Origin of the sequence: Vibrio sp. 1F263 (assembly GCF_041439035.1) — a bacterium.
In the GTDB taxonomy this organism is placed as follows: Bacteria; Pseudomonadota; Gammaproteobacteria; order Enterobacterales; family Vibrionaceae; genus Vibrio; species Vibrio tasmaniensis_A.
Genome location: NZ_JBGONI010000016.1, coordinates 1 through 26,761 on the forward strand (window position 1 = coordinate 1; position 26,761 = coordinate 26,761).

Annotated in this window: 21 protein-coding genes; 10 read left to right on the top strand and 11 right to left on the bottom strand. The window is 43.5% G+C overall.

What is annotated here, in order from left to right; genetic code table 11:
* Positions 1-190 precede the first annotated feature (190 nt).
* Genes ACED25_RS11920 through ACED25_RS11930 form a run of 3 tightly spaced genes read right to left on the bottom strand, consistent with a single transcriptional unit; the run spans position 191 to position 1,680 of the window.
* On the bottom strand, positions 191-1,012 hold the full coding sequence (locus ACED25_RS11920) for a hypothetical protein (protein ID WP_371695334.1): 822 nt from the start codon (positions 1,010-1,012) through the stop codon (positions 191-193).
* Positions 1,005-1,256, bottom strand: coding sequence for a hypothetical protein (locus ACED25_RS11925; protein WP_241810868.1), 252 nt, complete (start codon positions 1,254-1,256; stop codon positions 1,005-1,007). Before ACED25_RS11925 ends, ACED25_RS11920 begins: the two co-directional genes overlap by 8 nt.
* A 1-nt stretch (position 1,257) precedes the next feature.
* Complete coding sequence (locus ACED25_RS11930; protein ID WP_371695335.1) at positions 1,258-1,680, bottom strand: hypothetical protein; 423 nt, start codon at positions 1,678-1,680, stop codon at positions 1,258-1,260.
* 728 nt (positions 1,681-2,408) lie between these two features.
* Here ACED25_RS11930 and ACED25_RS11935 point away from each other — a divergent pair.
* On the top strand, positions 2,409-2,654 hold the full coding sequence (locus tag ACED25_RS11935; protein WP_371695336.1) for a hypothetical protein: 246 nt from the start codon (positions 2,409-2,411) through the stop codon (positions 2,652-2,654).
* Positions 2,655-2,782: 128 nt separating this feature from the next.
* On the opposite strand, the gene ACED25_RS11940 is transcribed toward ACED25_RS11935, so the two are convergent.
* A complete protein-coding gene (locus ACED25_RS11940) occupies positions 2,783-3,700 on the bottom strand; it encodes a LysR family transcriptional regulator (RefSeq protein ID WP_371695337.1) in 918 nt (305 codons plus the stop codon).
* A gap of 194 nt (positions 3,701-3,894) precedes the next feature.
* Between ACED25_RS11940 and ACED25_RS11945 the strand changes: the two genes are divergently transcribed.
* The 3 genes from ACED25_RS11945 (at position 3,895) to ACED25_RS11955 (ending at position 9,963) form a co-directional block, all read left to right on the top strand.
* On the top strand, positions 3,895-5,526 hold the full coding sequence (locus tag ACED25_RS11945; RefSeq protein ID WP_371695338.1) for an alpha-glucosidase: 1,632 nt from the start codon (positions 3,895-3,897) through the stop codon (positions 5,524-5,526).
* 366 nt (positions 5,527-5,892) lie between these two features.
* Entirely contained in the window at positions 5,893-7,071 is a 1,179-nt protein-coding gene (gene malE / locus ACED25_RS11950; protein ID WP_009845865.1) for a maltose/maltodextrin ABC transporter substrate-binding protein MalE, read from the top strand.
* A gap of 30 nt (positions 7,072-7,101) precedes the next feature.
* Positions 7,102-9,963, top strand: a complete 2,862-nt coding sequence (locus tag ACED25_RS11955; protein WP_371695339.1) for an amylo-alpha-1,6-glucosidase — start codon at positions 7,102-7,104, stop codon at positions 9,961-9,963.
* Positions 9,964-10,079: 116 nt separating this feature from the next.
* Here ACED25_RS11955 and ACED25_RS11960 read toward each other — a convergent pair whose 3' ends face one another.
* The 3 genes from ACED25_RS11960 to ACED25_RS11970 form a co-directional block, all read right to left on the bottom strand.
* Complete coding sequence (locus ACED25_RS11960) at positions 10,080-10,907, bottom strand: alpha/beta hydrolase (RefSeq protein WP_371695340.1); 828 nt, start codon at positions 10,905-10,907, stop codon at positions 10,080-10,082.
* Positions 10,908-11,096: 189 nt separating this feature from the next.
* A complete protein-coding gene (locus ACED25_RS11965; protein WP_371695341.1) occupies positions 11,097-11,978 on the bottom strand; it encodes a MalM family protein in 882 nt (293 codons plus the stop codon).
* A gap of 79 nt (positions 11,979-12,057) precedes the next feature.
* Positions 12,058-13,461, bottom strand: coding sequence for a carbohydrate porin (locus tag ACED25_RS11970; RefSeq protein WP_012600159.1), 1,404 nt, complete (start codon positions 13,459-13,461; stop codon positions 12,058-12,060).
* A 432-nt stretch (positions 13,462-13,893) separates the two neighbouring features.
* Here ACED25_RS11970 and glgX point away from each other — a divergent pair, with 432 nt between their 5' ends.
* From glgX to ACED25_RS11985, 3 genes are all read left to right on the top strand, one after another.
* The gene (gene glgX, locus ACED25_RS11975; RefSeq protein ID WP_371695343.1) at positions 13,894-15,867 is read left to right on the top strand and encodes a glycogen debranching protein GlgX; all 1,974 of its coding nucleotides are present in this window, start codon (positions 13,894-13,896) and stop codon (positions 15,865-15,867) included.
* 252 nt (positions 15,868-16,119) lie between these two features.
* Positions 16,120-17,862: a diguanylate cyclase domain-containing protein gene (locus ACED25_RS11980; protein ID WP_371695385.1), complete on the top strand. Its 1,743-nt coding sequence runs from the start codon at positions 16,120-16,122 to the stop codon at positions 17,860-17,862.
* A 153-nt stretch (positions 17,863-18,015) separates the two neighbouring features.
* Positions 18,016-18,759, top strand: coding sequence for a tRNA (adenine(22)-N(1))-methyltransferase TrmK (locus ACED25_RS11985; RefSeq protein ID WP_371695344.1), 744 nt, complete (start codon positions 18,016-18,018; stop codon positions 18,757-18,759).
* Positions 18,760-18,914: 155 nt separating this feature from the next.
* Here the strand turns inward: ACED25_RS11985 and ACED25_RS11990 are convergent, their stop codons facing one another.
* Positions 18,915-19,907, bottom strand: coding sequence for an acyltransferase (locus ACED25_RS11990; RefSeq protein ID WP_371695345.1), 993 nt, complete (start codon positions 19,905-19,907; stop codon positions 18,915-18,917).
* Between the two features lie 341 nt (positions 19,908-20,248).
* Here ACED25_RS11990 and ACED25_RS11995 point away from each other — a divergent pair, with 341 nt between their 5' ends.
* From ACED25_RS11995 to ACED25_RS12005, 3 genes are all read left to right on the top strand, one after another.
* Positions 20,249-21,052 (top strand): ferredoxin--NADP reductase, encoded by an 804-nt coding sequence (locus tag ACED25_RS11995; RefSeq protein ID WP_102249451.1) that lies wholly within the window; start codon positions 20,249-20,251, stop codon positions 21,050-21,052.
* A 62-nt stretch (positions 21,053-21,114) separates the two neighbouring features.
* Positions 21,115-21,447: a DUF1971 domain-containing protein gene (locus tag ACED25_RS12000; RefSeq protein ID WP_012600152.1), complete on the top strand. Its 333-nt coding sequence runs from the start codon at positions 21,115-21,117 to the stop codon at positions 21,445-21,447.
* A 223-nt stretch (positions 21,448-21,670) separates the two neighbouring features.
* Positions 21,671-22,663: a 2-hydroxyacid dehydrogenase gene (locus tag ACED25_RS12005; RefSeq protein ID WP_102548842.1), complete on the top strand. Its 993-nt coding sequence runs from the start codon at positions 21,671-21,673 to the stop codon at positions 22,661-22,663.
* Positions 22,664-22,781: 118 nt separating this feature from the next.
* Here the strand turns inward: ACED25_RS12005 and ACED25_RS12010 are convergent, their stop codons facing one another.
* From ACED25_RS12010 to ACED25_RS12020, 3 genes are all read right to left on the bottom strand, one after another.
* Complete coding sequence (locus tag ACED25_RS12010) at positions 22,782-23,654, bottom strand: patatin family protein (protein WP_102258293.1); 873 nt, start codon at positions 23,652-23,654, stop codon at positions 22,782-22,784.
* 230 nt (positions 23,655-23,884) lie between these two features.
* Positions 23,885-25,336 (bottom strand): catalase, encoded by a 1,452-nt coding sequence (locus ACED25_RS12015; RefSeq protein ID WP_371695346.1) that lies wholly within the window; start codon positions 25,334-25,336, stop codon positions 23,885-23,887.
* A gap of 200 nt (positions 25,337-25,536) precedes the next feature.
* A complete protein-coding gene (locus ACED25_RS12020; RefSeq protein ID WP_371695347.1) occupies positions 25,537-26,718 on the bottom strand; it encodes a glycerate kinase in 1,182 nt (393 codons plus the stop codon).
* Between the last annotated feature and the right edge of the window lie 43 nt (positions 26,719-26,761).

The following is a 26,761-nucleotide window of genomic DNA, read 5'->3' on the forward strand; positions in this document are numbered from 1 at the left end:
TTGATCTTATTCTTCGTGCTGAAGGATTAGAATGCGGTGTTCATGGCACGCTTACAAAGAAAGACCTGATGTTGCTCAAGTATCCGAGAGTTATTGCTGGTAACAACTCTCGGATACATAATGAACAAGAGATAAAATTCGGGGGATAGTTTTATAGTGCAAGAATCTTCTCTAGCTAAGTTTGGTTTACTCAAAGTAATGTAGTGATAATAGCCGTTGGAATTATCAGCATCAGAGCAAACATTCCTAGACAGCCCGATCCTTTAGTTGAAGTGTATGGTTTTACATGGGCATACCACTGACCTACAGTTAATCCATTAGCTTGATCTGTAATGCGCACTTCGACGCTGTGTTTTCCAACTTCAACCGTATGCGAAAAGTAATTTGAAGTTTCAGACCATTCATTATGATAGTGGCTCAAGAGTTCTGTTACTTGATATGGCAGCATAGCGGCAATCAATTGGCGTTCTTGATCTACGATATGACTAAGTAGCTTCTGGTATGTTGTCGAGTCATCGCCTGCCAACCATACAAAACGATTTGATAAATTGTCTGGGATTTCCCAGTCTGTCTCAATGCGATTTACCTCATTTTGCAGTAAAGCGACAAGTTCATTAATTTCGGTGCTTTTATTGGCTCGTATGAGCATTTTGTTACTAATAGTTGTGAATTTCCAGAGTGAATCAACTAGCTTGAATTTATCCTCAAGAGGCATATGCTTTGGAATCAGGTTGAACAACCGTTCAGCAACCATACCACTCATTTTTCTTTGTCCTGATCTCCAACTGGGAATTGTTTGGATTGCATAATCGTAAGCTTTTATACCATGCAACTGTTTATATTCTTGCATGATGTTTTCGAATGTAATCCCTGTCAGATTAAAGAACCAAGCTTTTACGTCTTGGTCAGTGCCCCCTAGCTGCTTGGTTAGTACTTTTGCTTCCTCAATATGGCGCATAGCTTGGGAACTTTGATAAGTGTTCCGCTTGTATTTGTAGTTACGTCTAGCCACCAAATAACCTCTTCAATAAAGGCAGTCTATTCACCGAACCGCGAAGAGTAATAGTTTTACCATTACACACCACCGTGCTAGAAGAATTGAAGTGACAAAAACCACTAAGCAGATGATTTCGCATGGTTTGTCTAGTTGTTTTACAAAGACCTAGAATTTTATCTTTATCTGCATGGTCGAGAAATTTCAGCTTTGGTTCAATCTCATTTGCAATATCTGTTTCGGCATGAATAAATAGTTTCACTTTATCCACCCATAATCATAGCGATGATAACGCCTGCTACACAAAGCATTGCGACAATACCCATCATACCACCACTGCCTTCACCTGCTCCTGTACGAGACATTTTTCCTTTCGCAGCTCGCTCTGTATTACCCATTACAACCTCTGTACGTCCGAGTGATGTAGTTTGACTATGAGTGATTGTAACTGAAGTTCCATCTGTAGTGGCATCACGAACTGTAGATGTCAGATCGCCTAAATTAGTTCGCGTAGCCCCTAAGTCAATGTTCATCTGTTGAGCTTTTTTTGTGAGTTCAACCTTTGATTCTGCGAACTTTGAAACGATGTGTGCTCTCTGTGACTCATCCAAAGTTGACAAGTCAAGGTTTCCCATATCTGTTAGATTTATGTGGTTGTTTTTTGCTGGTAAGTTTTCATTATTCATTTTTGATGCCTTCTTTTTTTTAAATTGCTTTTAGTGCAAATATCGGCTTTGTGAAGAAATTTCATAGCTAATTTTTAGTAAGAAGTCAGCTAATTATCCTCAAATATAACAGTCGAATAGGTAAGTTATTCTACAAATTATCTACCTTTAATACCTTGATATGCAATTGATATTTTGTACAGAGTACTGCATCACTAGTTTTATCGACCATACGCTTTACTCTTTCTTGAGTGCTAGAAGAAAACCTCGGCAACGGTGCTGTCGTGACAGTTTCCCTTTCTACACATGTTAATTTTCAAATAGTGCTCTTTTAGAAAACTACGTTTGTCGAGGGAGGTATATTCACACCACGATTTGAGAGAACAAAAAACCGTTTGCTTGGCGGTCTTCTCCAAATAGCCATTCACTAAGAATCAATTGCAAGGTCGGTTTAATGATTAATGGGAGCGCCTATTGCTTTTTGCCTTTTAAGGTGACTTATACCTGAGATAATCAATGAATCGCTAATTTAGTAAAATTCCTGAAACACTTCTGTCCAAAAACGTGCCAGCACGATCTCAGCTACCTCATCCCCTTTCTGATGTAAACCGCTCCCGATTACATTCCACTGGTTTACTGTTTTGCCATTCGCTTTTTATGGTTAAAATGCCTTATGGTACAAACAATCGAATTATCGATACTTGCGGGCTTTGCCACAGGTATTCCCCATTTACACGAAAAGACTGATTATGAATTTTAATATCAATGCACTGAAACACCACCAACTAGTTGAAGATGGTCAATTAGAAGGGTGTTACCTTCATCAGCCAGCACAGGGCAGCCAGCAAGACGATGACGCTGTTTTAGTAGAGCGCCAAGCACTAGAAAAATTGGGGTATAAGGTGGTACAGGTTCAAGCTAAAGGTGGGGCAACAACCTTTGCTGAGGCTATGCAAAAGTTTGCGAAGAAAACAGGTCACCATACCAAAGGGTAGGCAAATGGCTAGTGCGGCTTACAACGTTCAGAATCGATAGATTAGCCGCCCTGATCAGCTCTCGATGATACTAATCGCCTTAACGCCACAGCGCGTCCCTACTTTCTCCGCATTTTCTGGCTTCTAGCTTAATCAAAGTTGGCTTTTTGTAAGATCTCAATGAACGTCTTGATCTTGAGGTCTTCCGCTCCCTGTTTCGCGTAGAGGCCAACGTTTCCTAGCTTAGAGTCATCAATCAATAAGGTTTCGAAGCCTTTGTCTTTCATCCAATCGCACATTTTATGACTGTATGGCATGACAGCATCAGACATTCTTAACATATCTAAGCTCGCAAAAAGAGAGTCAACGTCATAGACATCTCGCCCAACCTCCTCAGAATCACGCCCGCCAGGCTGTGAATTTACGTGGTCAGACAGTACAGAGTTATGTCTAGAGTGATCGGGGGTCACTTGGAGTATTGGAAACGCCAACATCTCACGTCTTAACAAACTCGGGTCTAAGTGTTTCTTCGTTAACAATGGATGTTTAGCTCGAACAAACACCGCTTCTTTGTCTTGAAAGAGTGGGTAAAACGTTACTTTGCATCGCTCATGCAGCCCATAGATTTCATGGCCAACAAACAAGTCGATATCGCCTTGAACCAAGTGGTGCATCAAAGACAAGTTGTTACCGAACTCTAAATGTAGCGAGCCCATTCGTTCTTGTTGCTTGTATTCCTCAACTGCCTTGCAAACAAATTGTTCCCACCAAGCTTCCCCAGTGCCGAGCTTCAATTTACCGGATTGGCGCTGCTGCATGTCGGTAAAGCGGTGCATCAAAGACAGATGCTTTTCTTGCTGTTCTTGTGCAAACTCCCGAAACAACAACCCGTACTCGGTAAGCTCTACGCCTTTTGACTTACGAGTAAAAATAGCCACACCAACATCACTCTCTAATTTTTTGATCGCAGCGGTCAAGGAGGGCTGGCTAATATTCAGCTTTTCCGCGGCACCTTTAATACTGCCAGTATGCGCAACCATCAGAAAGTATCGGTATAGCTTGTTCATAGGATTCTCTTAGTTTGCATTCGATCACAAAATGCGAGGTTAGAAATTCAACAAATTAAACCACTGAACACAGTGCGCAGCGGATAGAGCTCATGATATAGGATTTTTCTATAGAGAGCATTAGTAATGCTATTTCCCAGTGTAAGATGAAATCACTATAGTAAGGTCAATTAACTTATTAAGTGGACATTGAGATGGAACAGAAATGGTGGCATGACGCAGTGGTCTACCAAATTTACCCGCGTAGCTTTTTAGACTCGAATAATGACGGTATCGGTGACCTAAATGGAATCATCAGCAAACTCGATTACCTTAAAGAACTGGGCATTAATGTCATTTGGCTCTCTCCTGTTTATCAATCTCCAATGGACGATAACGGCTACGACATCTCCGACTACCAAGCGATAGCTGAAGAGTTTGGCACGATGGAAGAGATGAAACGCCTGATGGATGAAGCGAAGAAACGTGACATTAAGATTGTTATGGATTTAGTGGTAAATCATACGTCAGATGAGCACCGTTGGTTCGAGCAAGCACGCTCTTCAAAAGACAATCCGTATCGAGACTATTACATTTGGCGCGATGCAAAACCAGATGGCAGTGCACCAGATGACCAAGGTTCTATCTTTGGCGGAAGCGCTTGGCAGTGGGATGAACTCACACAACAATATTACTTCCATCTATTCTCGAAACGTCAGCCCGATTTGAACTGGGAAAACCTGAAGGTTCAAGAAGAGGTTCATACTATGATGAACTGGTGGATTGACCTTGGCATCGGCGGCTTCCGCTTAGATGTGATTGATCTTATTGGTAAAGAGATCGATAAAGGAATCACTGGTAACGGACCAAGGCTGCACAAGCTATTACAACAAATGAATCAGGCGACCTTTGGTAACAAGGATTTGTTAACCGTAGGAGAAACTTGGGGCGCAACACCAGAAATAGCCAAGCTATACAGTGGACAAGATAGAAATGAACTTTCTATGGTATTCCAATTCGAGCACATTACCCTGACATGGGAAAACGGTGACAAATGGAACCCTATTCCGCTTGATCTTCGAGAGTTCAAAAATGTGCTGACCAAGTGGCAGCTTGAGCTGGCCGATGGTGGCTGGAATTCCCTTTTTTGGAACAACCACGATTTGCCACGTTTGGTTTCAAAATACGGTGATGACAAACATTTCCGAGTTGAGTCAGCAAAAATGCTGGCGACGTGTTTGCACTTCTTAAAAGGCACACCTTACATTTATCAAGGTGAAGAGATTGGCATGACCAATGTCGCTTTTGACAATCTAGACCAATATAAAGATATTGAAACGCACAATTTCTATAAAGTAAAAACGGAATCGGGTGTCACTCATGAACACATGATGGACGCCATTCACGAGAACAGCCGTGACAACGCTAGAACACCCATGCACTGGAACAACCAACCTAATGCAGGCTTCTCTGGCGGAACACCTTGGATTGAGCTGAATCCAAACTACCCAGAGATCAACGTCGAAAGTGCGTTGGCTGATCCAAGTTCCATATTTTATCACTACAAGACATTGATAGAGTTACGAAAAGCTCACCCAGCGATTGTCTACGGTTCATTCATTCCTGTTTTTGAAGAACACGACAAGGTTTTCGCCTACGTACGTGAGTTGGATGGTGAAAAGCTGTTTATAGTTTGTAACTTCTCAAACGACAACCTGACACTGGATATGCCTGAACAATACCAAACTCAGACGCTTGATTGTCTGATCAATAACTATCAAACGGTCACTGAGTTGTCAGCCAAGCTTGAACTGGCACCGTATGAATCATTTGCTGTAAAACTGTAATCATACGTTAAATTCAACACACCAAAGGCAAGGTTCTCCTTGCCTTTTTTATTGCCCAAAGCCATCGATTCTCTCCAACATTTCACATCTTAACCTAAGCAACCTAGCGCTTAGTTTTGGATGGCTTTCATCACCCAAAAATAGTTTGAGCCCGCCTTCACATTTCTTTTCACGTTCAACATCACAAAAGCTGCTCGCTGCCACCAAAATACTAGGCTCACCATAATGATATAGATTTTTACTATATCTCTTGCCTGTTTACCTATTTCTCAAGAAGAGAGGAAATCGCTAAAATCACTCTCAGATAATAAGAACTGATAGAAGTGATTATCGTTATGGATAACCTTCTGAATATGGAATGAAATTATGAAACCTCTATTGAAAACACTGTCTATTTGTACCCTTGCTGCTCTTTTCAATGCACCGGCTTTTGCTATGGAAGAAGGTGAAATCACTATCTGGATCAATGGCGATAAAAGTTATGCCGGTCTTGCTGAAATTGGTAAACAATTCGAAGAAGATACCGGAGTGAAAATTAACGTTCAGTACCCAGATTCACTGGAAGCTAAATTCCAACAACACGCAGCAACAGGTGGCGGCCCTGACATCATTTTCTGGGCACACGACCGTTTTGGTGGCTACGCAGAATCAGGCCTACTTCACGAACTTAACCCAAGTAAAGAATTCAAAGAAAAGCTTGTCGACTTCAGTTGGGATGCGGTGACAGTCAATGGTAAAGTTGTGGGCTACCCTCTAGCAATCGAAGCACCTTCTCTAATCTACAACAAAGACCTACTTCCAAACCCACCAAAAACATGGGAAGAGCTTGCTGACATTCAGAAAGAGATGGCTAAGCAAAACAAAAAAGCCATCATGTGGGATGTGAAAAATGCGTACTTCACATGGCCGATGATCTCTGCTGGTGGTGCCTTCGCGTTTGAAAAAACAGCAACAGGCTATGACGCTAAAAGCACAGGTGTTAACAATGCAGCGGGTGTTCGCGGCCTTCAATTCTTAGTTGACATGGTAAACCAAGGGGTAGTTAACCCGAATATGGATTACTCAGTCGCAGAAGCAGAGTTCACCAATGGCAATGTGGCGATGACCATTAATGGCCCTTGGTCTTGGGGTAACTTAGACAAGCTTGGTGTTAATTATGGCGTTGCTGAACTGCCGACATTAAATGGCGGTAAAGGTAACCCATTTGTTGGGATCCTAAGTGCGGGTATCAATGCTGCGAGTCCAAATACTGATCTTGCTGTCGAGTTCTTAGAAAACTACCTATTCCAAGACGACGCTCTGAAAACCATGAATGATGACAAGCCTCTTGGCGCGGTGACACTAAAATCATTCCAAAAAATTCTTGAGAGCGATGATCGCATCAAATCAACCATGACGAATGCTGAAAACGGCGAAATCATGCCAAACATTCCGCAAATGACGGCTTACTGGTTCGCTGAAGGTGCGGCTATCGATAACGCAATGCAGGGTAAGCAAACCGTTAGAGAAGCGCTAGACACAGCAGCGAAACAAATTACCAAATAAGCTTTCTTCATATTAATATCCTATTGTCCTTTGGCACAGCGCATGCTGTGCCTTTTTTGTTTTGGAAATCAAGTCGCTATGCAAATCCCTACTCTTTACCTAAAAGGTACATTCAATGGTTGGGGGTTAGACACCCCATTGTTCAAAGAGCAAGACGGCTCCTATCGAGCAAACCTATGTTTATCTACCGACCTTTACCGCTTCAAAATTTCGGATTCAGATGGCACCAAGCAATGGACACTTTCAGGGCATGAAAGTGTAGCCACTCTCTGTGAATTGGAACAAGCAATGCCGCTTATCAATACACAAGGCATTGGCAATGACCTACTGCTCTCTCCTGCTGTCGCTGGTCAATACTCCTTGAAGGTGCAATTCAGCTCTTCGACGCCAACGGTCACCGTAACCAAAGGGGAATACAATGACCAATCAACACCTCAACGAGAGCCTGTTAACACACGTCTGATAGAGGTTGAGACAGATGAGATGCTGCCTCACTGGCAACACCCTGAATTTGCAATGTCACATGACCAACTATTCCAAAAGCTCACCATCTCAGAGACACGGTCATTCCCGTTTGTGTTTGGGGATAATGTCGATGGTTACTATCATGGAGCAACCTATAGCTATGTAAACGGTGGTAAATATCGTCACCACCAAGGTTGGATACTGGGAACCTTCGCCAGCTATATCGACGGCAAGCTCAATAACAAGTTAGAGGCTAAGCGTGCCAGCCTGACGCCTTATGGTATTGAACATCATTATGATCATAGCCGAGAGTCACTGAACTTGATTCAAGGTTCTAGACTCGTATCGCTCACGGTTTCGTCCAACAAACCGAGAACTTTGAGCCTAATTCCAGAACTCAACATACCGACAACGCACTCTCAAGTTCATACCTCAGACTCAAATATCGTCATAGAACTCAGCCCCCAAGTTTGTCCAGACGGCTGCCCAAGATTTGTCGCCATCGCAAGCAATCATGCAGTACATGCACGAGAGATCTCGCTAGACGCTCACCCTGAACTTCGCGATCTAGTTCAGCTCTCAGAGAGCAATACAAAACTCATGCTCACGACGTCAGATAAACAAACTGAACTCGTCGTCTATCTCGGCTTTGCTGAAACTCTTGAAGCCGCTAGCTCATTGGTTAATCAAGCATTCAAAAATAACGAACACGTTCTTCACCAACAGCGGATTTATGAGTTCTTAACCAATAATTATTTGTGGACCAACGACCTTGAATACAACCAAGCTGTCATGTGGTCGCGCCTTGCAAGCCGAACCTTTGTGAGTCATGAGTTCGGCACGGGCATATGGGCTGGATTGCCTTGGTTCAAGGACTGTTGGGGCCGTGACACCTTTATCGCTTTGTCGGGCACAAGCTTGGTTAATGGGCTGTTTAGTGAAGCAAAAGAGATCATTGAAAACTTTGCGTCCATGCAGATGCTCGACGAAGATTCCACAAATTACGGACGAATCCCGAATCGAGTGACGAGTAAAACGAACATCATTTATAACACCACCGATGGTACTCCTTGGATGATTCGTGAAGCCCTTGAGTACATCAACTACTCTGGCGATGTGGCGTTCGCTAAGGCCATTTACCCTACTCTCAAGCATTTCATCACGGGTGTCGAAAAACACTACTTGAATGAAGATAGCTTGAATGAAGATTATTTGAATAAAGATAGTCTGATGGCACATCGCCACCCTGATACGTGGATGGATGCAAAAATTGATGGGATGACACCTTGGTCTCCTCGCGGGCCTAAAGCCAATGACATCCAAGCTTTGTGGTTTGAAAGCTTAAACTGCGCGATTCAACTCGCTATTCTGGTGGGCGACTCTGAATCAGAAAAGAGCTGGACAATCCAAGCTGGAAAAGTGAAAGAGAGTTTCGCCACCAAGTTTTGGGATGATACAAACCATCGCCTAGCCGACCATTTATCGCAAGGTGATGTGCCTGATTATAGCGTGCGTCCGAATCAGTTGATGACGATTTCAATTCCTCAGAAAAGCCAGCTTAATCAAAATGAAAGAGAACAATACATCGTCAAGAACGCGGTAGAAACGCTATTGTTCCCATGGGGCATCTGCTCGTTGCAACAAGAGCATGTCGATTTTCATCCTTATCACGACAATCAAGCCATGTACCACAAAGACGCGGCTTATCACAACGGGACGATCTGGGGGTGGAATGCGGGCTTTACCATTACGGCGCTCAACAAGTTTAAGCAGCAAGATCTCAGTTACCAACTATCCCAAAACTTGGCAAAACAGATCCTTACACAAGGCTGTAGAGGGACAATGAGTGAAAATTTGGATGCTTTCCAAGAAAGTGACTGCGACCTTGTAGAATCAGGGACGTTTGCTCAAGCCTGGTCCGTTTCAGAATACGCTCGTAACGCGCAACAGGACTATTTGGGATACTGCCCACGCTTATTGGACAATCAGATACACATAACACCAAACTTCCCAAGTTGTTGGAGCGAATTAGTGGCTTCGTTGCCTTTTGGTCAAGGAAACCAGCTACGACTGTCATTTGAATCCAAAAATGGGATTTCTCATTACAAGATTCAGTCAAATCTAGAAGATACGGTAAGTCCCGAAATCACGTTGGTGCTTACGCTAGACATAAACCATGAGTCTGTTGCCGTAATCTCGACACCATTAACACAATCGTTGGAGATCATGATCGACAGTCACCAACAACAGGTCACGGTCAACGACAAACAAGCGCAGTTTGAGATTCAACCAAAGCCAAATAACGCCATCTTACGCGATTTACAATTTGCCAAGCCCGACTTTGCAAGGCAACACAACAGCTTGATGAGCAAGGACTACTTGTTGAACAAGCGCAATAAGCAAAAATTGTCAGCAGCCAAGGACTAGCTTTGCTGATACTAAGCCTATCGCTTTATAGACGTATAAAGTGATACGGCTATAAAGCGATAAAAAAGCAGGCCTAATACACCGATTACGAAGACAAAACGGAGTTAGGCCTTCTTTTATTGTCTAAAAATAAAGTCGATAAAATCCGGGAATCGCAACGACCAAGCCAGTTCATTGTGTTGATGACCTTGCCCTTCTTGATAAAACAGCGTCACGTTCGGCTTTTGAGTGAGTAACGTGTTCATTGCCCTTGAACCACTCAGATAAACGTCAGCAAAATCTACGTTTGCCTCTTCACGAGCTTCATTCGTTCCCATATCCATATATATTTTCGTTGGAGACAGAAAGCTAAACTCTTTCATATACTCGAAGTATGAGGATTTATTGAACCAAAATGCCGGAGAGAAAACCCCAAGCACGCCAAAGGTATTCTGATACAGTGAGCCACCATATAAGCTAATTAGCCCGCCCATTGAACTGCCAGCAAGGTACGTAAACTCTCGGTTCGGCTTTGTTCTGTATGTTTGGTCTATATAAGGCTTCAATGTATGACAGATAAACGCCATGTACTCGTCCCCTTCACCACCAAATTTAAGTAGCTCATCACCAACACCCAACTCTTTTATCTCTTGGTTAGCGCGCCAAGGCGAATACTCATTGTAACGCTCCATGCCATTAAGCTCATGACTGCTGTCGATGGCGACAACAATTACCCCTGATAACTTACCGAGCCTTTGCATCTCATCGAGTGTCGTTTGTGCATCCCAACACATCCCATACGTCGCTGTAGACTTCTCAAAGACATTCTGTCCATCATGCATGTATAAGACAGGATAAGCGTGCTCTGCTTGGTGATACCCCGCAGGAAGGTAAATGCGGAGCGTTCGAGTTCGATTCAACTGTGGAATAAAGAACTCATCGATAATAATCAATTCAGATTGCATAACGACCTCTAAATTTGAAGTGTCTATAAATTCAGATATAAAAAACGCCCCTTTAAAGGAGCGTTCTATCTTTATTTCTATCTCTATCTTTATCTCTATCTAAGCGACTAAGATACTGGACTGCTAAGCCATTAAGCCTACTAATCTATTAAGTTATTAAGCTAACTAATAAGCTAACAAGCTAACAAGCTATTTTGCGTTGACGGCTCGCACAAAAGCTTCTTGTGCACCTTCAACATTAAGCGCCTTCGCTTCATCTAACAAACCTAAAGCTTTCGGTATATCACCTGACTTCACCGCATTTTGTATAGCAGACAAATAGAAGTCTTTTGTCTCTTGCTGCACACGTATCTGCGTGTCTGCTTTCTTCGGTACAACAGCTGTTGCAGTCGCTGCCATAGCGGCAGGGACAGCAACGACCGGCGCTACGGCAGGTTTTGCACGGTAAGGGCGAAGTTTTAAAGTTTTAATTTCTAACTCTAAACGACCACCTAATTGATTGGTGTATACCGGATCGGTGACCATAGGCATCACCTCACCAAATTCTTTTGCTCTCACCTTTGCTGGGTGATCAACTTTCACCTTATTGCCAAGTTCATCAGCAGGCGTGTAGATAACAATATAAGGTGTCTTACTCGCATCAATACGCAAGCGCTCAATGTAACTCGTGCGAGTAAAAGCGTCGGATGCCTGAACCTTAAAGTCTTCAAACTTCAATGTTTGCACTGGCTTAAAGTTTTCATCTAGAAGCATGGCTTCTGGAGCAAAAACTGAATCATCGATCATCAAGCTCGATAGCTTAACGACCATCTCCCCTGAGCGCTCGCTGAACTTGAACGCTGCAAAGTGGCTATTACCTGTTGTAAATGTACCGACAGGTGATCCCAAGTCGATATCAAACTTTAAATCTTCATTATCATTCAATTGTGCGTATGGGTACTGCGAAAAATCGCTGCAGCATACTTCTGCATTAGTGGGTGCATCGAGTTTAGTTTGAACCTGAGCATCGGAAGCACAACCGCTTAGCAAGGCACCTAGTACCACGGCTAACATAGAGCTTTTATTTGTCATTGTAATCTCTCTCACTATTGGTTGTTGTTGGGGGGAAACGGAAAAAGGCAGCCAATGGCTGCCTTATACTTTAAACGGTTTAGAACCAAATTTCAGTGTGTACACCGAATACAAATTCGTCTTTACCGTTATCGATACCAATTTGTTTAGCACTTGCTTCATCATCAGCTTTAATGTAGCTAATGTAAGGCTTAACTTGTGGACGACCGAAGTAGTCAGAGTTCGCTGTAAATGCAGTTGCAATTTCTAGGTTAAGAATATCGCTCTCTACAGCATCACCAGTGCGATTCCAGTAACCTTCATCACCTTCTTCATGTGCATAAGAAGCCGTAGCTTCTAAGCGAATGTTGTCGTTCAGTTTGTAAGAAGGACGAGCAGCAACCATGTAACGAGTCAAACCGTCAGCACCAAACAATTGGTCAAGAGCTGTAAAGTACACTGCTTCCGTACCTAATTGCCATTTTTCAGAGATGTTAAGCACACCGTAAGAAGTCAAGAATAGTGATTCTTCTTTATCACCGCCACCAGACCAACCACCGAAGTTAACACCACGGTTTTTCATTACGCCAGAGCCGTAAGCAATTACGTTTTGAGTCCAACCGTCTAGGCCATAGTAACTTGTATTAAGCGTTACAGCTGCACCGATACCGTCTTCGTTCTCACCGCCATTGATGTTTTGCTGACCATATTTAAAGTCAAAGTCTAGGCTGCCGATACCCGCATCCACGCCGTAGTAGTACAAGTCAATAGAAGAGAGTGTCTGTCTTTCTTTTGCACCATCTTTCTTGACTTTACATTTACTAGGATCTGTCGATGTAGTGCCATCATCTTGTTTACAGTCAATCGCGTAAGAATCTGCAGAACCTGCATCAGGATCAGCCATCACATAAGCGATACCAGCAGTATGTCCTGCAAGCTTAGTTTGAATACCTGCACCAATACCAGATGATTGTTTCCAAAACTCACCAGATAAAAGGCCAGCTGCACGGTTTAGGTAACGTTGACCACCCCAAATAGAAGTGTCTTCACCTAAAATGCCGCCGAGCTCAACAAAAGCTTCTTTTACTTCGAACTGAGAATCATCATTCTTCTTTTGTCCGCCTTCAGAAGAATAAGCGTATGAGTTACCGTTACCATATTCAGTACGAAGAACGTAGTCGGCCCACACACCATTTTGGTACTCAGAGTGCTTCTTAATTACAAATTCAACTTGGTTAGTACTCTTACCGTGAGTACCCGCTGTTTTGTAATCTGGCTTACCGAATTCAGTGTCTACTGTTTTACCGTCGACAACACGAACGTTAGAAGACATGTAACCGTGAACTTCCCAGCCGTCAGTGATAACGTCAGTAGGGTTTTTCACCTCTACTTCCATTGAAGAGTCACCACTTGTTACATCAAGTGCAACGTCATTTTCTGCGAACGCTGAACCAGCGACAAGTGCAGAAGCCACTGCAGCAGCAATCAAACTTACTTTTTTCATTCTTAACTCCATTAAGGACGATTTATTTTAGGTTTTATATTTTTGCTCTCTTGCGACAACCAAAGGCAGTAATGGTGGGCGTAAGATAGAGAGGTTTAGGGTTTCCCCTGATTCGTTTCAACGGAGCCAATATTAAGAGGGGATGACAAGTTTGACTTCCTCCACCCCGAACTAAATTAAGGGGGATGAGAAGGGAGTAGAGTTTATACAGAATGGTATTTTAAAGGGTTGGATCACTTAATCTAGGAGGAGTAGACAGCACACAGATCTAATTATTCAGCATAAGTGAGATCTACTTCAAATATATAATTTGAACTTCATCGATGAATTATTTTTCAACAAAATTTATTCTATGAAGTTGCTTGACCTTAATGGGACAAAGCCTTTTACTAATAGTTCACTGATGTTGATAAACGAACAAGAAATCAAGCAATGACTAGAACGCTCGCTCGCCCTTATCCACTAGGCGCAACGCTAGGTAACACTGGCTGTAACTTCTCAATTTATTCCCCTGACTGTAAATCCCTTTCTCTCGCTCTTTTTGACGAGAACGATGAGTTCACCACTTATAAATTGGAAAATGAATACGCTGATATCAGATATGTATTTGTTGATGGTATTAAAGCCGGGCAAAAATACGGTTTCATTGCTGAAACTGATAATGGCCCGATCTTACTTTCTGACCCTTACGCTAAAGCAATAAGCGAACCGCTCGATTACGCAACGCCATATACCAATGAAAAAAGCTTTTCGATGGCGAAGTGTCTCGTAGTTGATGACACGTTCGATTGGCAAGATGTCGAAAAGCCGCGTATTAGCCGCGAAGAGACCGTTCTTTTCGAAACCCATGTTAAAGGCCTATCTCAACTTCACCCAGAAGTCGCGACCAATACAAAAGGCCGTTATTTGGGGTTAGTTAGTCCCGAAATGCTTGCATTCTATAAACAGCAAAACATCAATTCTCTACAACTTTTACCCATTGCTGCATGTATGCATGAACCCCACCTATTGGATATGGGGAAAGTGAATTACTGGGGTTACAATCCATATTTGTTTATGGTGCCAGACCCACGCTACGCAGAGAAAGACGCCGTTAGTGAACTCAAAACCGCGATTCGAGAACTGCACCGCAACGGTATCGAAGTCATTCTCGATGTCGTCTACAACCACACTGCAGAAGGCGGTGAAGGTGGTACAACCTTCAACCTAAAAGCACTGGATAGCCGCTACTACATTAAGCATGGCTGTCATTACGCGAACTTCACCGGTTGTGGCAATACGGTCGACCTCACCCACCAACCAGCACTGAACTTAGTCATGGATACACTGCGCTACTGGGTTAGTGAGTTCCAAGTCGACGGCTTCCGTTTTGATTTGGCAGCAACACTGGGGCGGGAAGGTGATAACTACAATCCTGAGGCAGCTTTCTTCAAAGCCGTCGCCCAAGATCCGGTATTGAAAGAAACCAAGTTAATTGCAGAACCATGGGACATCGGGCCAAATGGCTACCAAGTTGGCAATTTTCCGTTGGGGTGGAATGAGTGTAACGACAAACTGCGAGATATCACTCGTAGCTTCTGGCGTGGCGACCAAGGCTACTTGAAAGAGTTTGCGACTCGCTTAATGGGCTCTCGTGACATCTACAGTGCCGCACACTGGCCGTACAAATTAACCGTCAACTACATCACTTATCATGATGGTTTCACCATGCAAGATCTTGTTTCTTATAAACATAAGCACAATGAAGAAAATGGTGAGAGCAACCGCGATGGACACGGTGATAATCGCTCTGAAAACTATGGTGTTGAAGGCAACACAGAAAACCTTTTGGTTATCGCAACACGCGAAAAGCAAAAGCGTAACTTCATGGCTAGCCTGTTATTTGCATTCGGTATTCCACATATTTTGACGGCCGATGTGTTATCTCATACTCAAAAGGGTAACAACAACGCGTACTGCCAAGACGGGGTCACCAGCTGGCTCAACTGGGAAGATTCCGAGCGTAAGACTTACTTCAAGGCTTGGTTGTCTGAGATGATCTCCGCACGTCAGCAATACATGGTGCCGTTTATCAAAGCGTTCAGTGGCGATAAACGTAACTCTAACCGTATATTCTGGAGCCGTGTTGATGGCACAATCATGGAACATGATGATTGGAACCGTTTAAGCTCCGTAGCCTTGCATTTAGGCATCGGCAAAGATGGCGACGAGTTGATTTATCTGATCAACCAAACCAACGCTCCTGCTCGATTTTCTTTACCGAGTGACCGTCAGCAAGACTGGGTAACCATCTGTGATACCAACTTGCGAAACGTGAAACCGGGTCATGCCGAAGGTGAAATGCTGTTATCTCCCATTTCAATGGCAATTTTGCACTATTCGCCAAACAAGACAGATTCGGTTTAGGTTAAAAGCCAAACCAGCTTAATAGAACGCGCGAAGCCATAGAAGCCAGTTATGTTTATGACTGGCTTTTTTATTAGCTGAACGTCACAAACTCAATTTTTTATATGGAACATTTTGCATTGATGTGATTGCGAAAACTGTTTAGTATGGCCGTACTATAAAAATGAATCTATAACGTCTTTGGATATCATGGCTTTACCTAAAACATTAATTCGGCTTTTTAAACCATACATTATTTTATTAACTGGAGGGATGCTCTATCTTGCTGCAGCTCAACTTGAAAAAGTAGAAACGACGGCAAAAGAACAATCACTATCAAATATTCGTATCGCAAGTTCCATCATCAATTCCAACATCGAAGCCACATTCGGCAAACTCTATTTTTTGGAAACCAGTTTAAGCTTATCTACATCAGGCCCAGCCGGTGAACAAAAATTCAGGGACATCAGTGACAATATTCTTAAGAGAACACCTAACTTCTCCGATATTGTTCAATACCAGCCTCAATCCCAACAATATATTTCAACTCGTGGCCTGCCTCTTTCTAATGAGCAGATCAATGCCATCCAGTGGAATCCAATAGATAGTGTTGTAGAAGGTTTTTACATCTCTTCTATCTATCAAAAACCCGATGGTCGTTGGGTTTTCGCGATCAAACACACGACGGAAAAGTTGAACAAAGAAATATGGATTGAGTTTGACCTTTTGCATACCACACAAGGCCTGAGAGACTTAAAGACATTAGACCGTGGCTATGTATTTGTGGTTGATAGAGCAACCGAACGACTGGTTTTCCATCCTGATCCGAAACGCATTGGCTCCAAATCCATCAGCTATCATGCAGGCATCAGCCACCAACTCTCTCAAGGTGAGACCGTCGGCCAACACGAATACTACTATCAAGATAATTTCAAAATAACGGTATTTGATGCTGACAACAGCTTAAACTGGGTATTCGTCTCGGGCACTGATCGTCACGACATACTCACCAGCTCACACCAATTTACGCTAACTGGCGTGGTACTCGGGTCACTGCTTCTATTATGGATTGGCGCACACTACCTAGCTCACCGCTTGAACATGTCGTTATCTCAACTGAATAAAGTTGATGATCTCGCCAGCTTTAAACGAGAGTTAAAAGCCATATTCAATAGCTTTACCTATCAAAAAGGCATTCAATTCTGCCTTTATCAGGCAGAGAGCCATTCATTCAGTACTATCGATTATCATGGAAACAAATCAACGGTACATTCTGACAAAGCCCTTGCTGAGCGATTTGCTCCCGAGAGCATGGCTTATCGAAGCAGTAAATACGCGGACCCATTGGCACGTAAACTCAAAATACTCCAACGCCACTACTGTATCCCTTTGCACTCTCGTAACCAGCTAATCGCGGTGATTTACGTCAATGCGCTCTTGCCGATCAGCCAAAGTATTTTACGTATGATCAAAGATTACACGGAAGTCTCGTTGTCTAACTTACTGCTCCACCATCAATTGAGCAGTAAAGATCTCATGACTCAGTTAGACAACAAAAGTAGTTTTAACATCGCGATCGACAACTACGCATGCGAACCCGATACCTATGTAGCTCTGCTCGATATCGATAACTTTGACCACGTAAATCGAGCTTACGGTGAAGCGATTGGCGACAAGATGATAAAGCTTGCCGCAGAAGCGATGCGTTCTTACTTTCCTAAGCCAAAAGGGCTTTGCCTTGCTCGAGTTGGGGACAAGGAGTTCGCCGTTTTATTCAAAGCGAATGATGCGAAGGATGCCAAGCACCAATTGGAACAATGTCGACTCAGCATCGCCGAGAAAACCATAGTCACTCCGGATATCACATTGTCACTCAGTATCAGCGTCGGGTTTTCGCAAATAGACGGCGAAACAGACTCTGCTTTAGCCCTTGCGGAACAAGCAAAGCTTATCGCACTACAACTTGGAAAGAATCGAGTAGAAGGTCACATTAGAGGCGTAGCCAAAGCGTCGTAGACATTAGCTAACACGCTCGTATCACACCGATTGGTACGATACCGATAACGAAAAAGCACCTAGGATTAATCCCCTAGGTGCTTTTGTTTTTATGGAAAGTCATTACAATGCGCGTTCGATACAACAATACCCTTTTTTTACGATACGAGCCTTATGAAGCTAAGTAACCGACTGCAAACTCTCCACTCCCTTGTCAGCAATGACTACCAACATATTTGGGACTGTTGTTGTGATCACGGCTTCTTGGGTGTTCAACTATTATCTGACCACAAAGCACCGCAGATTCATTTTGTCGATATTGTCCCTACTCTGATGAATGAGCTGGAAGGCAAGCTATCGCGTTACTTTCCCCAAGATAATTCAGACCAACAAGCGATTACCAGCCAATGGCAAGTCTACTGCTTGGATGTCGCAGCGATTCCATTGGAAAAGCACACTGGCAGACATCTAGTCATTATTGCGGGTGTGGGAGGCGATCTAACACAAAAGCTCGTCGACGATATTCATTGTAAGCATCCAGACAAAGCGATCGATTTTTTGCTTTGCCCGGTTCATCAGCAGTTCGAGCTAAGAAATCATTTAAAGGCGCTCAATTTCGGCCTAATTGATGAAGTGTTAATTGAAGAGAACCGTCGTTACTACGAGATTTTATTGGTCAGTAATAACCAAGGTGAAAGCGACAAAAATCTAGATGAAAACGGCAATAACCGAACGGTAACTGAGATATCAAGCGTCGGCGACAAGATCTGGACTCCGAACTGTGAACAACAGAAGCAAGTATCACAGCAATACAAAGCCAAAACATTGCAGCACTACTTGCGCATCCATCAAGGACAAGAGAAGCAAGGCAAAACCAGTCAGGTTAAGCACATCATTGAGGCTTATCAAGCGATTTAACTTCTTCACTCTTTGACCATCCTTGTTTTAGCGCTTTAAAACATAGTGAGCACTGACTGCACTGTTTGAGTAGACAAAGCCCAATCAATAAAAAAGCCGACAGTTCAATGAACTATCGGCTTTTTTGATGCTATCGATTTGGTATGAGCTTACTGTTATTGTTTCTTATAAGCCACATCAGGTTCATCAGTCGTTTCAACCTCACAGGGCGTATCAACCGTATCAACCGTATCAACCGTATCAACCGTATCAACCGTATCAACCGTATCAAGAGCATAAACCGTATCGAGATAGTCGTCTTTCTCTTTCCACGTACTATTCAACCAACTGTGGAAACGACGTTTAAACGCTTTATCTTCAAAATAATTACCGTTCACGTTCTCATCCATTGGGTGCAGTTTAATACGCACCACCACCTTGGTCATTTTACCCTTCAGCATGTCTTCAAATGGAGAAGCCTGATTTTCTGGATAAGCCAGAGTGACATCTACAATACCATCCAAAATTGGGCCCATAGCAGACAGAGCAAACGCCACACCACCTGTTTTCGGTTTAAGTAGATATCGATAAGGTGTTTTCGCTGTTGCCAGTTTCTCGTGGTTTGCACGAGTTCCTTCCACAAAATTTACCAAGGTTGTCGGTGCCCATTTGAACTTAGTACATGCCTTATTAATTGCATCAAAGTCATCATTGCGACGCTCAGGGTTACGAATCAAAAACTCACGTGAGTGACGTCTCATGAAAGGCATATCCAAGCCCCAACAAGCCAAACCAACAAAAGGAACGTACAGCAATTCATGCTTAAGGAAGAACTTAGTCATTGGCATCTTGTCTTTCAAGATCGAAGACAAGATCACGATATCCGCCCAACTGAGGTGATTCGACATCATCAAGTACCATTGCTTAGTCGAGATGTCTTCCCCGCCCTCAACTTGCCACTCGATATCGTTATTCACATTCAACATCCAAAGATTGAGCGAAGCCCAACACCAAAATGTGAAATTCGCTAAACGAGTACATGACTTTTGAACAATAGAGATTGGAAGAATCAGTTTGATGAGGCCAAAGAAGCTCACGGTAAACGCAGTCATTGCGGTATTGATAGTCACGAACAATACGTTCAAGGCCATACGAAGATTATCAAGCATAAAACACGGCTATATTGAGATCGAAAGCCGCCATTATACTCATCTATAAAATATTCTCTTTAGTTATTGGTGAATACATTAAGGGTCAAACCACGGAACTAATTTTGGTCTGTGCCCATAGGGCAACTCATTGTTCTTAATCACAAGGAATCACATCAAAAAACAACAAAGATGTCATTTAGACACAGCAGTACAAAGTCTATTTGACATCATTCAAGTTAATTTTTACCGAACAACCAGTATTGATAAGCATTCTCACTAATGGCATGGTACATGCAACTCCAAAGTGTAAATAGTTGAGTATCCTTAATGAGATAACTTCTCTAAGTAAAGGTGATGATATGACAGATATTCCTCATGGTTTGGTAACTGGCAAAGTCTTACATAAAACACAATGGACAGATCAGCTGTTCTCACTGCAAGTCAGTGCGCCAATCTCGCCCTATCAAGCGGGACAGTTCACGAAACTTGGCTTGCTTAACAACGAGGAGGAGCTTGTCAGACGTGCTTATTCCATGGTGAATGCGCCAGAGCACGAACAAGGTCATCAACATCTGGAATTTTTGATTATTAAGGATCAGAACGGGCAGCTTTCACCTCAACTTCATGAGTTGAAGGTAGGCGATGACATATTTGTAGGCAAAGACCCAAGCGGCTTTATGACGCTAAATGAGATTCCAGAGATCGCCGAGGATCTATGGATGCTTTCAACCGGAACCGCCGTTGGGCCTTTTATCTCAATGCTCGAAAGCATGCAGATACAACAGCAAAACGGCTCTGAATCTGAAAAAATCACCTCGTTCAAAAACCTTGTACTGGTTCATGCCGTAAGAACAGAGCAAGACCTCACGTATCAAGATCGAATCAATCAACTCGTTGAACACTTTCAGGGGAAACTACAATATGTGCCAATTATTTCTAGAGAATCAGTCACCGGAACTTTGCGCGGACGAATCCCAAGCTTGTTACTTGGAGGCGACCTTGAGCAAACCACGTCTGTCACTTTCAATCAAACCCGCAGTTTTTTCTACCTTTGTGGCAATCCGCAAATGGTTCGCGACACAAGTGAAGCACTAACCAACTTAGGTTTCGAGAAGCACTTACGCCGAAAGCCCGGCCAATTCAGCAGTGAAAACTACTGGTAATCACGGTCACCAATTCAATCAAAGCTAAAGCTTGTATTCAAAATACAGACAAGAGGTTTTATATGAGTCATTTACGTATTCCGTCACACTGGAAAATTCAACGTTCAACGCCATTTTTCACCAAAGACAACATACCGGCTGCATTGCTTAATCACCACAACACCGCAGAAGGTGTATTCGGGCAGATCTGCGTAATGAAAGGCACCGTCACCTTCTATGGTTTTGCCGATGCCGACGCGACAGAACCAGAAAGTGTTATCACGATCCAAGCAGGGCAATTTGCCACAAGTCCACCTCAATATTGGCATCGAGTAGAGCTGAGCGACGACGCACAATTCAACATTAACTTCTGGTCTGAGAAAGAGACTAAGAAGATGTTCAACACCCGAAAGTAAGATCCATTCAATATTGATGAACTTATAAGCAAGCTGCCTCGTACTGTGATTTTTAATGTTCAATAAGTGAAGACAACAGACCAAATAACCATAGTAATTACAGTGACTAATGGTGATAGACAAGACAAAAAAACTCTAGCACACTGAACAGAGTTATTAGTTTTAATCCCGTTTCAAAGAATGAATCAGTGGGTTATTTATATTTTAGGTAAGAGAGGAAGCCATGCTCAACATTGCTTTTTTTAGCTCAAAATCATACGACGAAAAATCATTTGAACTGGCAAAAGGCGAACTCAACGCCGAGTTCCATTTTCACGATTTTCGACTCACTACAACAACAGCAAAAATGGCGCACGACAACGAAGTGGTTTGTGCGTTTGTAAACGATGACCTATCGCGAGACGTGTTAGAGATTCTTGCTAAAGGCGGCACCAAGCTGATCGCGATGCGCTGTGCGGGCTTTGATAAAGTCGACCTAGACGCAGCCAAAGAGTTTGGTCTGCAAGTGGTTCGCGTTCCGGCTTATTCTCCAGAATCAGTAGCAGAGCACACAGTCGGCATGATGATGTGTTTGAATCGTAAACTACACAAGGCATACCAACGTACTCGTGATGCGAACTTCTCTCTTGAAGGCTTGGTAGGCTTTAACTTCCACGGTAAAACCGTTGGTGTGATTGGTTCAGGAAAGATTGGCTTAGCGACGATGCGTATTCTGAAAGGTTTAGGCATGAATATCTTGTGCTACGACCCGTACCCAAATCCTTTGGCAAAAGAACTGGGTGCTAAATACGTAGAACTCGACGAGCTTTACCAAGAATCTGACGTGATTTCTTTGCATTGCCCAATGAGTAAAGAGAACTACCACCTGTTGGATGCAACGGCATTTGGCAAAATGAAAGATGGCGTGATGATCGTCAACACCAGTCGTGGTGAACTGCTGGATTCAACTGCTGCAATTGAAGCACTCAAACAAAGCAAAATCGGCGCGCTTGGTCTTGATGTTTACGACAATGAGAAAGAGTTGTTCTTCCAAGACAAATCTAACGATGTGATTGTCGATGACGTATTCCGTCGCCTATCAGCTTGTCACAACGTGTTGTTCACAGGTCACCAAGCTTTCTTAACCAAAGATGCTCTGTTCAACATTGCCAATACGACGCTAAATAGTGTTGATGCCTTTTTTACAGGTAACACCAGCGGCAACGAACTGGTTTAACAACAACTTGAGTTAATAGCAGACTGAGTTAGTAATAGACTCAATCTAGAAATAGAAAGCCACGCTAGTCCTAAGTGAACAGCGTGGCTTCTCGTTTATCCCGCATTCAAAAACAGTTCTAAACGCAGAAATGACAATCTTCGGTATCTAAGCCATAGACACCGTTTCTAATGGCAAGGTGCTCTTCCCCTGCTTTCACACCCATCTCATAACCTGCATTCAAGACCGTTTGATCCATTGTCAAACGCTTCACTGCAAACGCTTCTGGTGGCGCAATCACCTTGATGGTCGCATCTTTTGGAGGGTTACGAATGAACTCCAAAGACTGGTTATAGTTTTCGGCACGCACCGCCATCGACTCTGCAATATTCGGGAATTTCTTTAGCAGCTTTTTCAGCATCCACTGATACTTCTGCGGCTTCATTCGGTAGCTTAATGGGTGAGAAAGAATCACCGTAATGTCTCGTGCACCACGACGATAGGCTTCGCGAACCGGAATAGAGTCGGCTACACCACCATCGGTATAGCAACCACCAGAGAAGCACGGTGTTTCACGGTAAGCGATAGGTAGAGCTGTTGTTGCTTCAACCACGTTAGAAAGGTTTTCTGGCTTGATGTGATAGTAGTCTGCACTGCCAGTATCGACGTTAGTTACAGCAGCAATTAAAGGAACACTTGAGAACAGCTCACCACAATCCAGTGGATAACGATGGTTAGATTCATCCCACAACCACTTAACGTCGACCAAATTGCCACCTTTAGCAAAGCGAGCAGGATTGAAGAACGTTTTATCCGTCGCCATGGTAGTAATCACGTTGTAGCTACGCTTCGGAGCTTGAGATAAGTAACCAACCAAATTCGACACACCCGCAGATACGCCAATAGCAAAATCATAAGGACGGAAATCGTCTTGCATAAAAGCGTCCAATACTCCTGCTGCGAAGATGCCTCTCATTGCCCCACCTTCAACGATTAATGCGCTCTTACTCATCTCAAACTCTTCTACTTTATAAACTGATAGCCGTAGGATAATCCGTTACCCTAACTAAATATAATGGGATGAGTTTATTAATTTGATAGGCAAAAACTATCAATAGAAATGGTGCTAATTTTCAAGTAATTGGTACGACTTACATGACTCACCTAATACACAGCATGATCAAAAAAGGCCGTTGAGTGATTCACTCAACGGCCTTTCATTTAACTAATCAAACTTATTGATTACGACTTAAATTCGCTTACATCGATTTCAAGTAGCTTACCAATGCCTTCTCCGTAAGCAGGGTCGGCTTTGTAACAGTGTCTTAAGTGATGCAGCTGAATCTCTTTAGGCACGCCGCCTAGGTTACGAGCAGTGTTATCAAACAGAATCGCTTGTTTCTCTGGCGTCATCAGGCGGAACAAGTCACCCGGTTGCGAGAAGTAATCTTCATCTTCGCGGTGATCCCAATGCGCTGCAGCACCATCTAGGTTCAATGCTGGCTCTGCAAAGTCTGGCTGCTCTGCCCATTGGCCTTCGTTGTTTGGCTCATAGCCAAGTGTGCTACCAAAGTTACCATCAACACGCATCGCACCATCACGGTGGTAGCTGTGGACAGGGCAACGAGGTGCGTTTACTGGGATATGCTGATGGTTAACACCCAAACGGTAGCGCTGTGCATCACCGTAAGCAAACAGACGGCCTTGTAACATCTTGTCTGGTGAGAAGCTGATACCCGGAACCACGTTTGCCGGGTTGAATGCAGACTGCTCAACTTCAGCGAAGAAGTTTTGTGGGTTACGGTTCAATTCAAACTCACCCACCTCAATTAATGGGTAATCTGCGTGTGGCCAGATCTTAGTCAGATCGAACGGGTTGTATGGCACTTTCGCTGCGTCCGCTTCTGGCATCACTTGAACTTTCAGTGTCCATTTAGGGAAGTCTTGATTATCAATGCTGTCTAGCAGATCACGTTGATGACTTTCGCGGTCATCGCCGATCACTTGTGCCGCTTCTGCATCAGACAAGTTCTTAATACCTTGCTGAGATTTGAAGTGGAACTTAACCCAGAAACGTTCGTTGTCTGCATTAATAAAGCTGAATGTATGGCTACCAAAACCATGCATATGACGGTAAGTCGCAGGAATACCACGGTCACTCATTACGATGGTGATTTGGTGAAGCGCTTCAGGTAGAGAGGTCCAGAAATCCCAGTTGTTTTTCGCACTGCGCATGTTGGTGCGCGGGTCACGCTTAACCGCGTGGTTTAAGTCTGGGAACTTAAGAGGATCACGAAGAAAGAATACTGGGGTGTTGTTACCCACCATATCCCAGTTACCTTCTTCGGTATAAAACTTCAATGCAAAGCCGCGGATATCACGCTCAGCATCGGCAGCACCGCGCTCACCGGCAACCGTAGTAAAACGTGCAAACAGGTCGGTCTTTTTGCCTATTTCAGAAAACAGTTTTGCCTTGGTGTATTTGGTAATGTCATGCGTAACAGTAAATGTACCGTAAGCGCCTGAACCTTTCGCGTGCATACGACGCTCTGGAATGACTTCGCGGTCAAAATGCGCCATCTTTTCTAAAAACCAAACATCTTGAAGAAGTTGAGGACCGCGCTTACCCGCAGTTTGAACATTCTGGTTATGAGCAACAGGACAACCCGCAGCTGTAGTTAGTTTTTTACTCATGATCTATTCCTTAAGGTCCAAAGGCGCAGCAATAGTAAGTGCACCTTGATATTTATACTGGCTCCCTTTCAAAAGCCCCTAAAATACTATGGATATAGAATAGACCTCTAATGGCATAAAATATAATCGTTTGTATTTATCGTTATAATCTATAAAACCTATTAATCGGCCAACTTAAAAACCACGATGTGACACACTGATTAGCTCAGTATCTTTCTTCCTAACTTGAGCGTCGCTGCTATATTTCTTGCCGTTCTGGTTAGATTCATTTCAGCCTCTTTCAGTACCTGATTGAGTGGTTGAGGAGAACGTACCGTTCCAAACAAGCTGCTCATTTCACCATATAAAGCTTCGACTTCAGTACCTAAAGATCCTGCAATTCCTATGGTGGGAATACCTTGTAAGCTCGCACGTTTAGCAATGCCATAAGGTGTTTTTCCCTGTAGCGTTTGGTTGTCCATTTGCCCTTCGCCAGTAATCACAAGGTCAGCACCTTTCAGTACTTCATCGGCTTGAAGAACATCAAGCACCATCTCAATCCCCGGTTTAATCTGCATATTAAATAGCAGACCAAGTCCCATCGGTGTGCCACCAGCCGCGCCATACCCCGTGCGGCTGTGAGCGGGTTCATCACCAACACAACCTTGCGATTCAGCGATTTGAGCAAAATTCGCTAGCGCCTTATCAAGCAGTAAGACTTGTTCAGGCGTCGCCCCTTTTTGTGGGCCGAATATATGGCTGGCACCGTTATCACCACACAATGGATTATCAACATCGCACGCCACAATCAATTCGACATCTGCACAGCGCGAATCTAAGCCGGTAAGATCTATTGATGCGAGTTCTGCAAGTGCAGCACCACCTCGGTTAAGCTCTTGTCCATCATCATCTTGCACTTTGCTATCTAACAAGCGCCCACCTAGAGCTTGAACGATACCCGCGCCACCATCATTGGTCGCACTGCCACCCAATCCAAGAATGATGGTTTGAGCACCCTGCTCTATCGCTTCCAAAATCAATTGCCCTGTGCCAAATGAAGAAGCAACCAAAGGATCACGCTGCTCTGGTTTCAATAAATCCAAGCCCGATGCTGCAGCTATTTCAATCAATGCCGTTTTGTTCTGGTTATACTCCGATGGTTCTAACATCGCCCATTCAGCATTAACCAATGCGCCCAACGGCCCTTCAACTTGATGTGTTCGCTTTTGCCCTGCTAAGCCTTGCAGTAATACATCTACCGTACCTTCACCGCCATCAGCCAAAGGTAAGGTCACGTAGTCAGCGTCAGGGAAGATTTCACGAAAGCCCTTTTCAATACACGCCGCCACCGATACAGCCGATAAAGATTCTTTAAACGAGTCTGGTGCAATAACAATTTTCATAGAGATGAGTTCCAATAGAATATTCGTTTTGACAGCTTATTCT

Excerpts from the sequence above, each read along its gene's own strand:
- ACED25_RS11985 (WP_371695344.1), top strand. The coding sequence starts at position 18,016 with ATGAAGCTAAGTAACCGACTGCAAACTCTCCACTCCCTTGTCAGCAAT.
- ACED25_RS11960 (WP_371695340.1), bottom strand. The coding sequence starts at position 10,907 with ATGCAATCTGAATTGATTATTATCGATGAGTTCTTTATTCCACAGTTG.
- ACED25_RS11995 (WP_102249451.1), top strand. The coding sequence starts at position 20,249 with ATGACAGATATTCCTCATGGTTTGGTAACTGGCAAAGTCTTACATAAA.
- ACED25_RS11990 (WP_371695345.1), bottom strand. The coding sequence starts at position 19,907 with ATGCTTGATAATCTTCGTATGGCCTTGAACGTATTGTTCGTGACTATC.
- ACED25_RS12010 (WP_102258293.1), bottom strand. The coding sequence starts at position 23,654 with ATGAGTAAGAGCGCATTAATCGTTGAAGGTGGGGCAATGAGAGGCATC.
- ACED25_RS11945 (WP_371695338.1), top strand. The coding sequence starts at position 3,895 with ATGGAACAGAAATGGTGGCATGACGCAGTGGTCTACCAAATTTACCCG.
- ACED25_RS11930 (WP_371695335.1), bottom strand. The coding sequence starts at position 1,680 with ATGAATAATGAAAACTTACCAGCAAAAAACAACCACATAAATCTAACA.
- ACED25_RS11970 (WP_012600159.1), bottom strand. The coding sequence starts at position 13,461 with ATGAAAAAAGTAAGTTTGATTGCTGCTGCAGTGGCTTCTGCACTTGTC.
- ACED25_RS12015 (WP_371695346.1), bottom strand. The coding sequence starts at position 25,336 with ATGAGTAAAAAACTAACTACAGCTGCGGGTTGTCCTGTTGCTCATAAC.
- ACED25_RS11980 (WP_371695385.1), top strand. The coding sequence starts at position 16,120 with ATGCTCTATCTTGCTGCAGCTCAACTTGAAAAAGTAGAAACGACGGCA.
- ACED25_RS12000 (WP_012600152.1), top strand. The coding sequence starts at position 21,115 with ATGAGTCATTTACGTATTCCGTCACACTGGAAAATTCAACGTTCAACG.
- ACED25_RS12020 (WP_371695347.1), bottom strand. The coding sequence starts at position 26,718 with ATGAAAATTGTTATTGCACCAGACTCGTTTAAAGAATCTTTATCGGCT.
- malE (WP_009845865.1), top strand. The coding sequence starts at position 5,893 with ATGAAACCTCTATTGAAAACACTGTCTATTTGTACCCTTGCTGCTCTT.
- ACED25_RS11935 (WP_371695336.1), top strand. The coding sequence starts at position 2,409 with ATGAATTTTAATATCAATGCACTGAAACACCACCAACTAGTTGAAGAT.
- ACED25_RS11940 (WP_371695337.1), bottom strand. The coding sequence starts at position 3,700 with ATGAACAAGCTATACCGATACTTTCTGATGGTTGCGCATACTGGCAGT.
- ACED25_RS11965 (WP_371695341.1), bottom strand. The coding sequence starts at position 11,978 with ATGACAAATAAAAGCTCTATGTTAGCCGTGGTACTAGGTGCCTTGCTA.
- glgX (WP_371695343.1), top strand. The coding sequence starts at position 13,894 with ATGACTAGAACGCTCGCTCGCCCTTATCCACTAGGCGCAACGCTAGGT.
- ACED25_RS12005 (WP_102548842.1), top strand. The coding sequence starts at position 21,671 with ATGCTCAACATTGCTTTTTTTAGCTCAAAATCATACGACGAAAAATCA.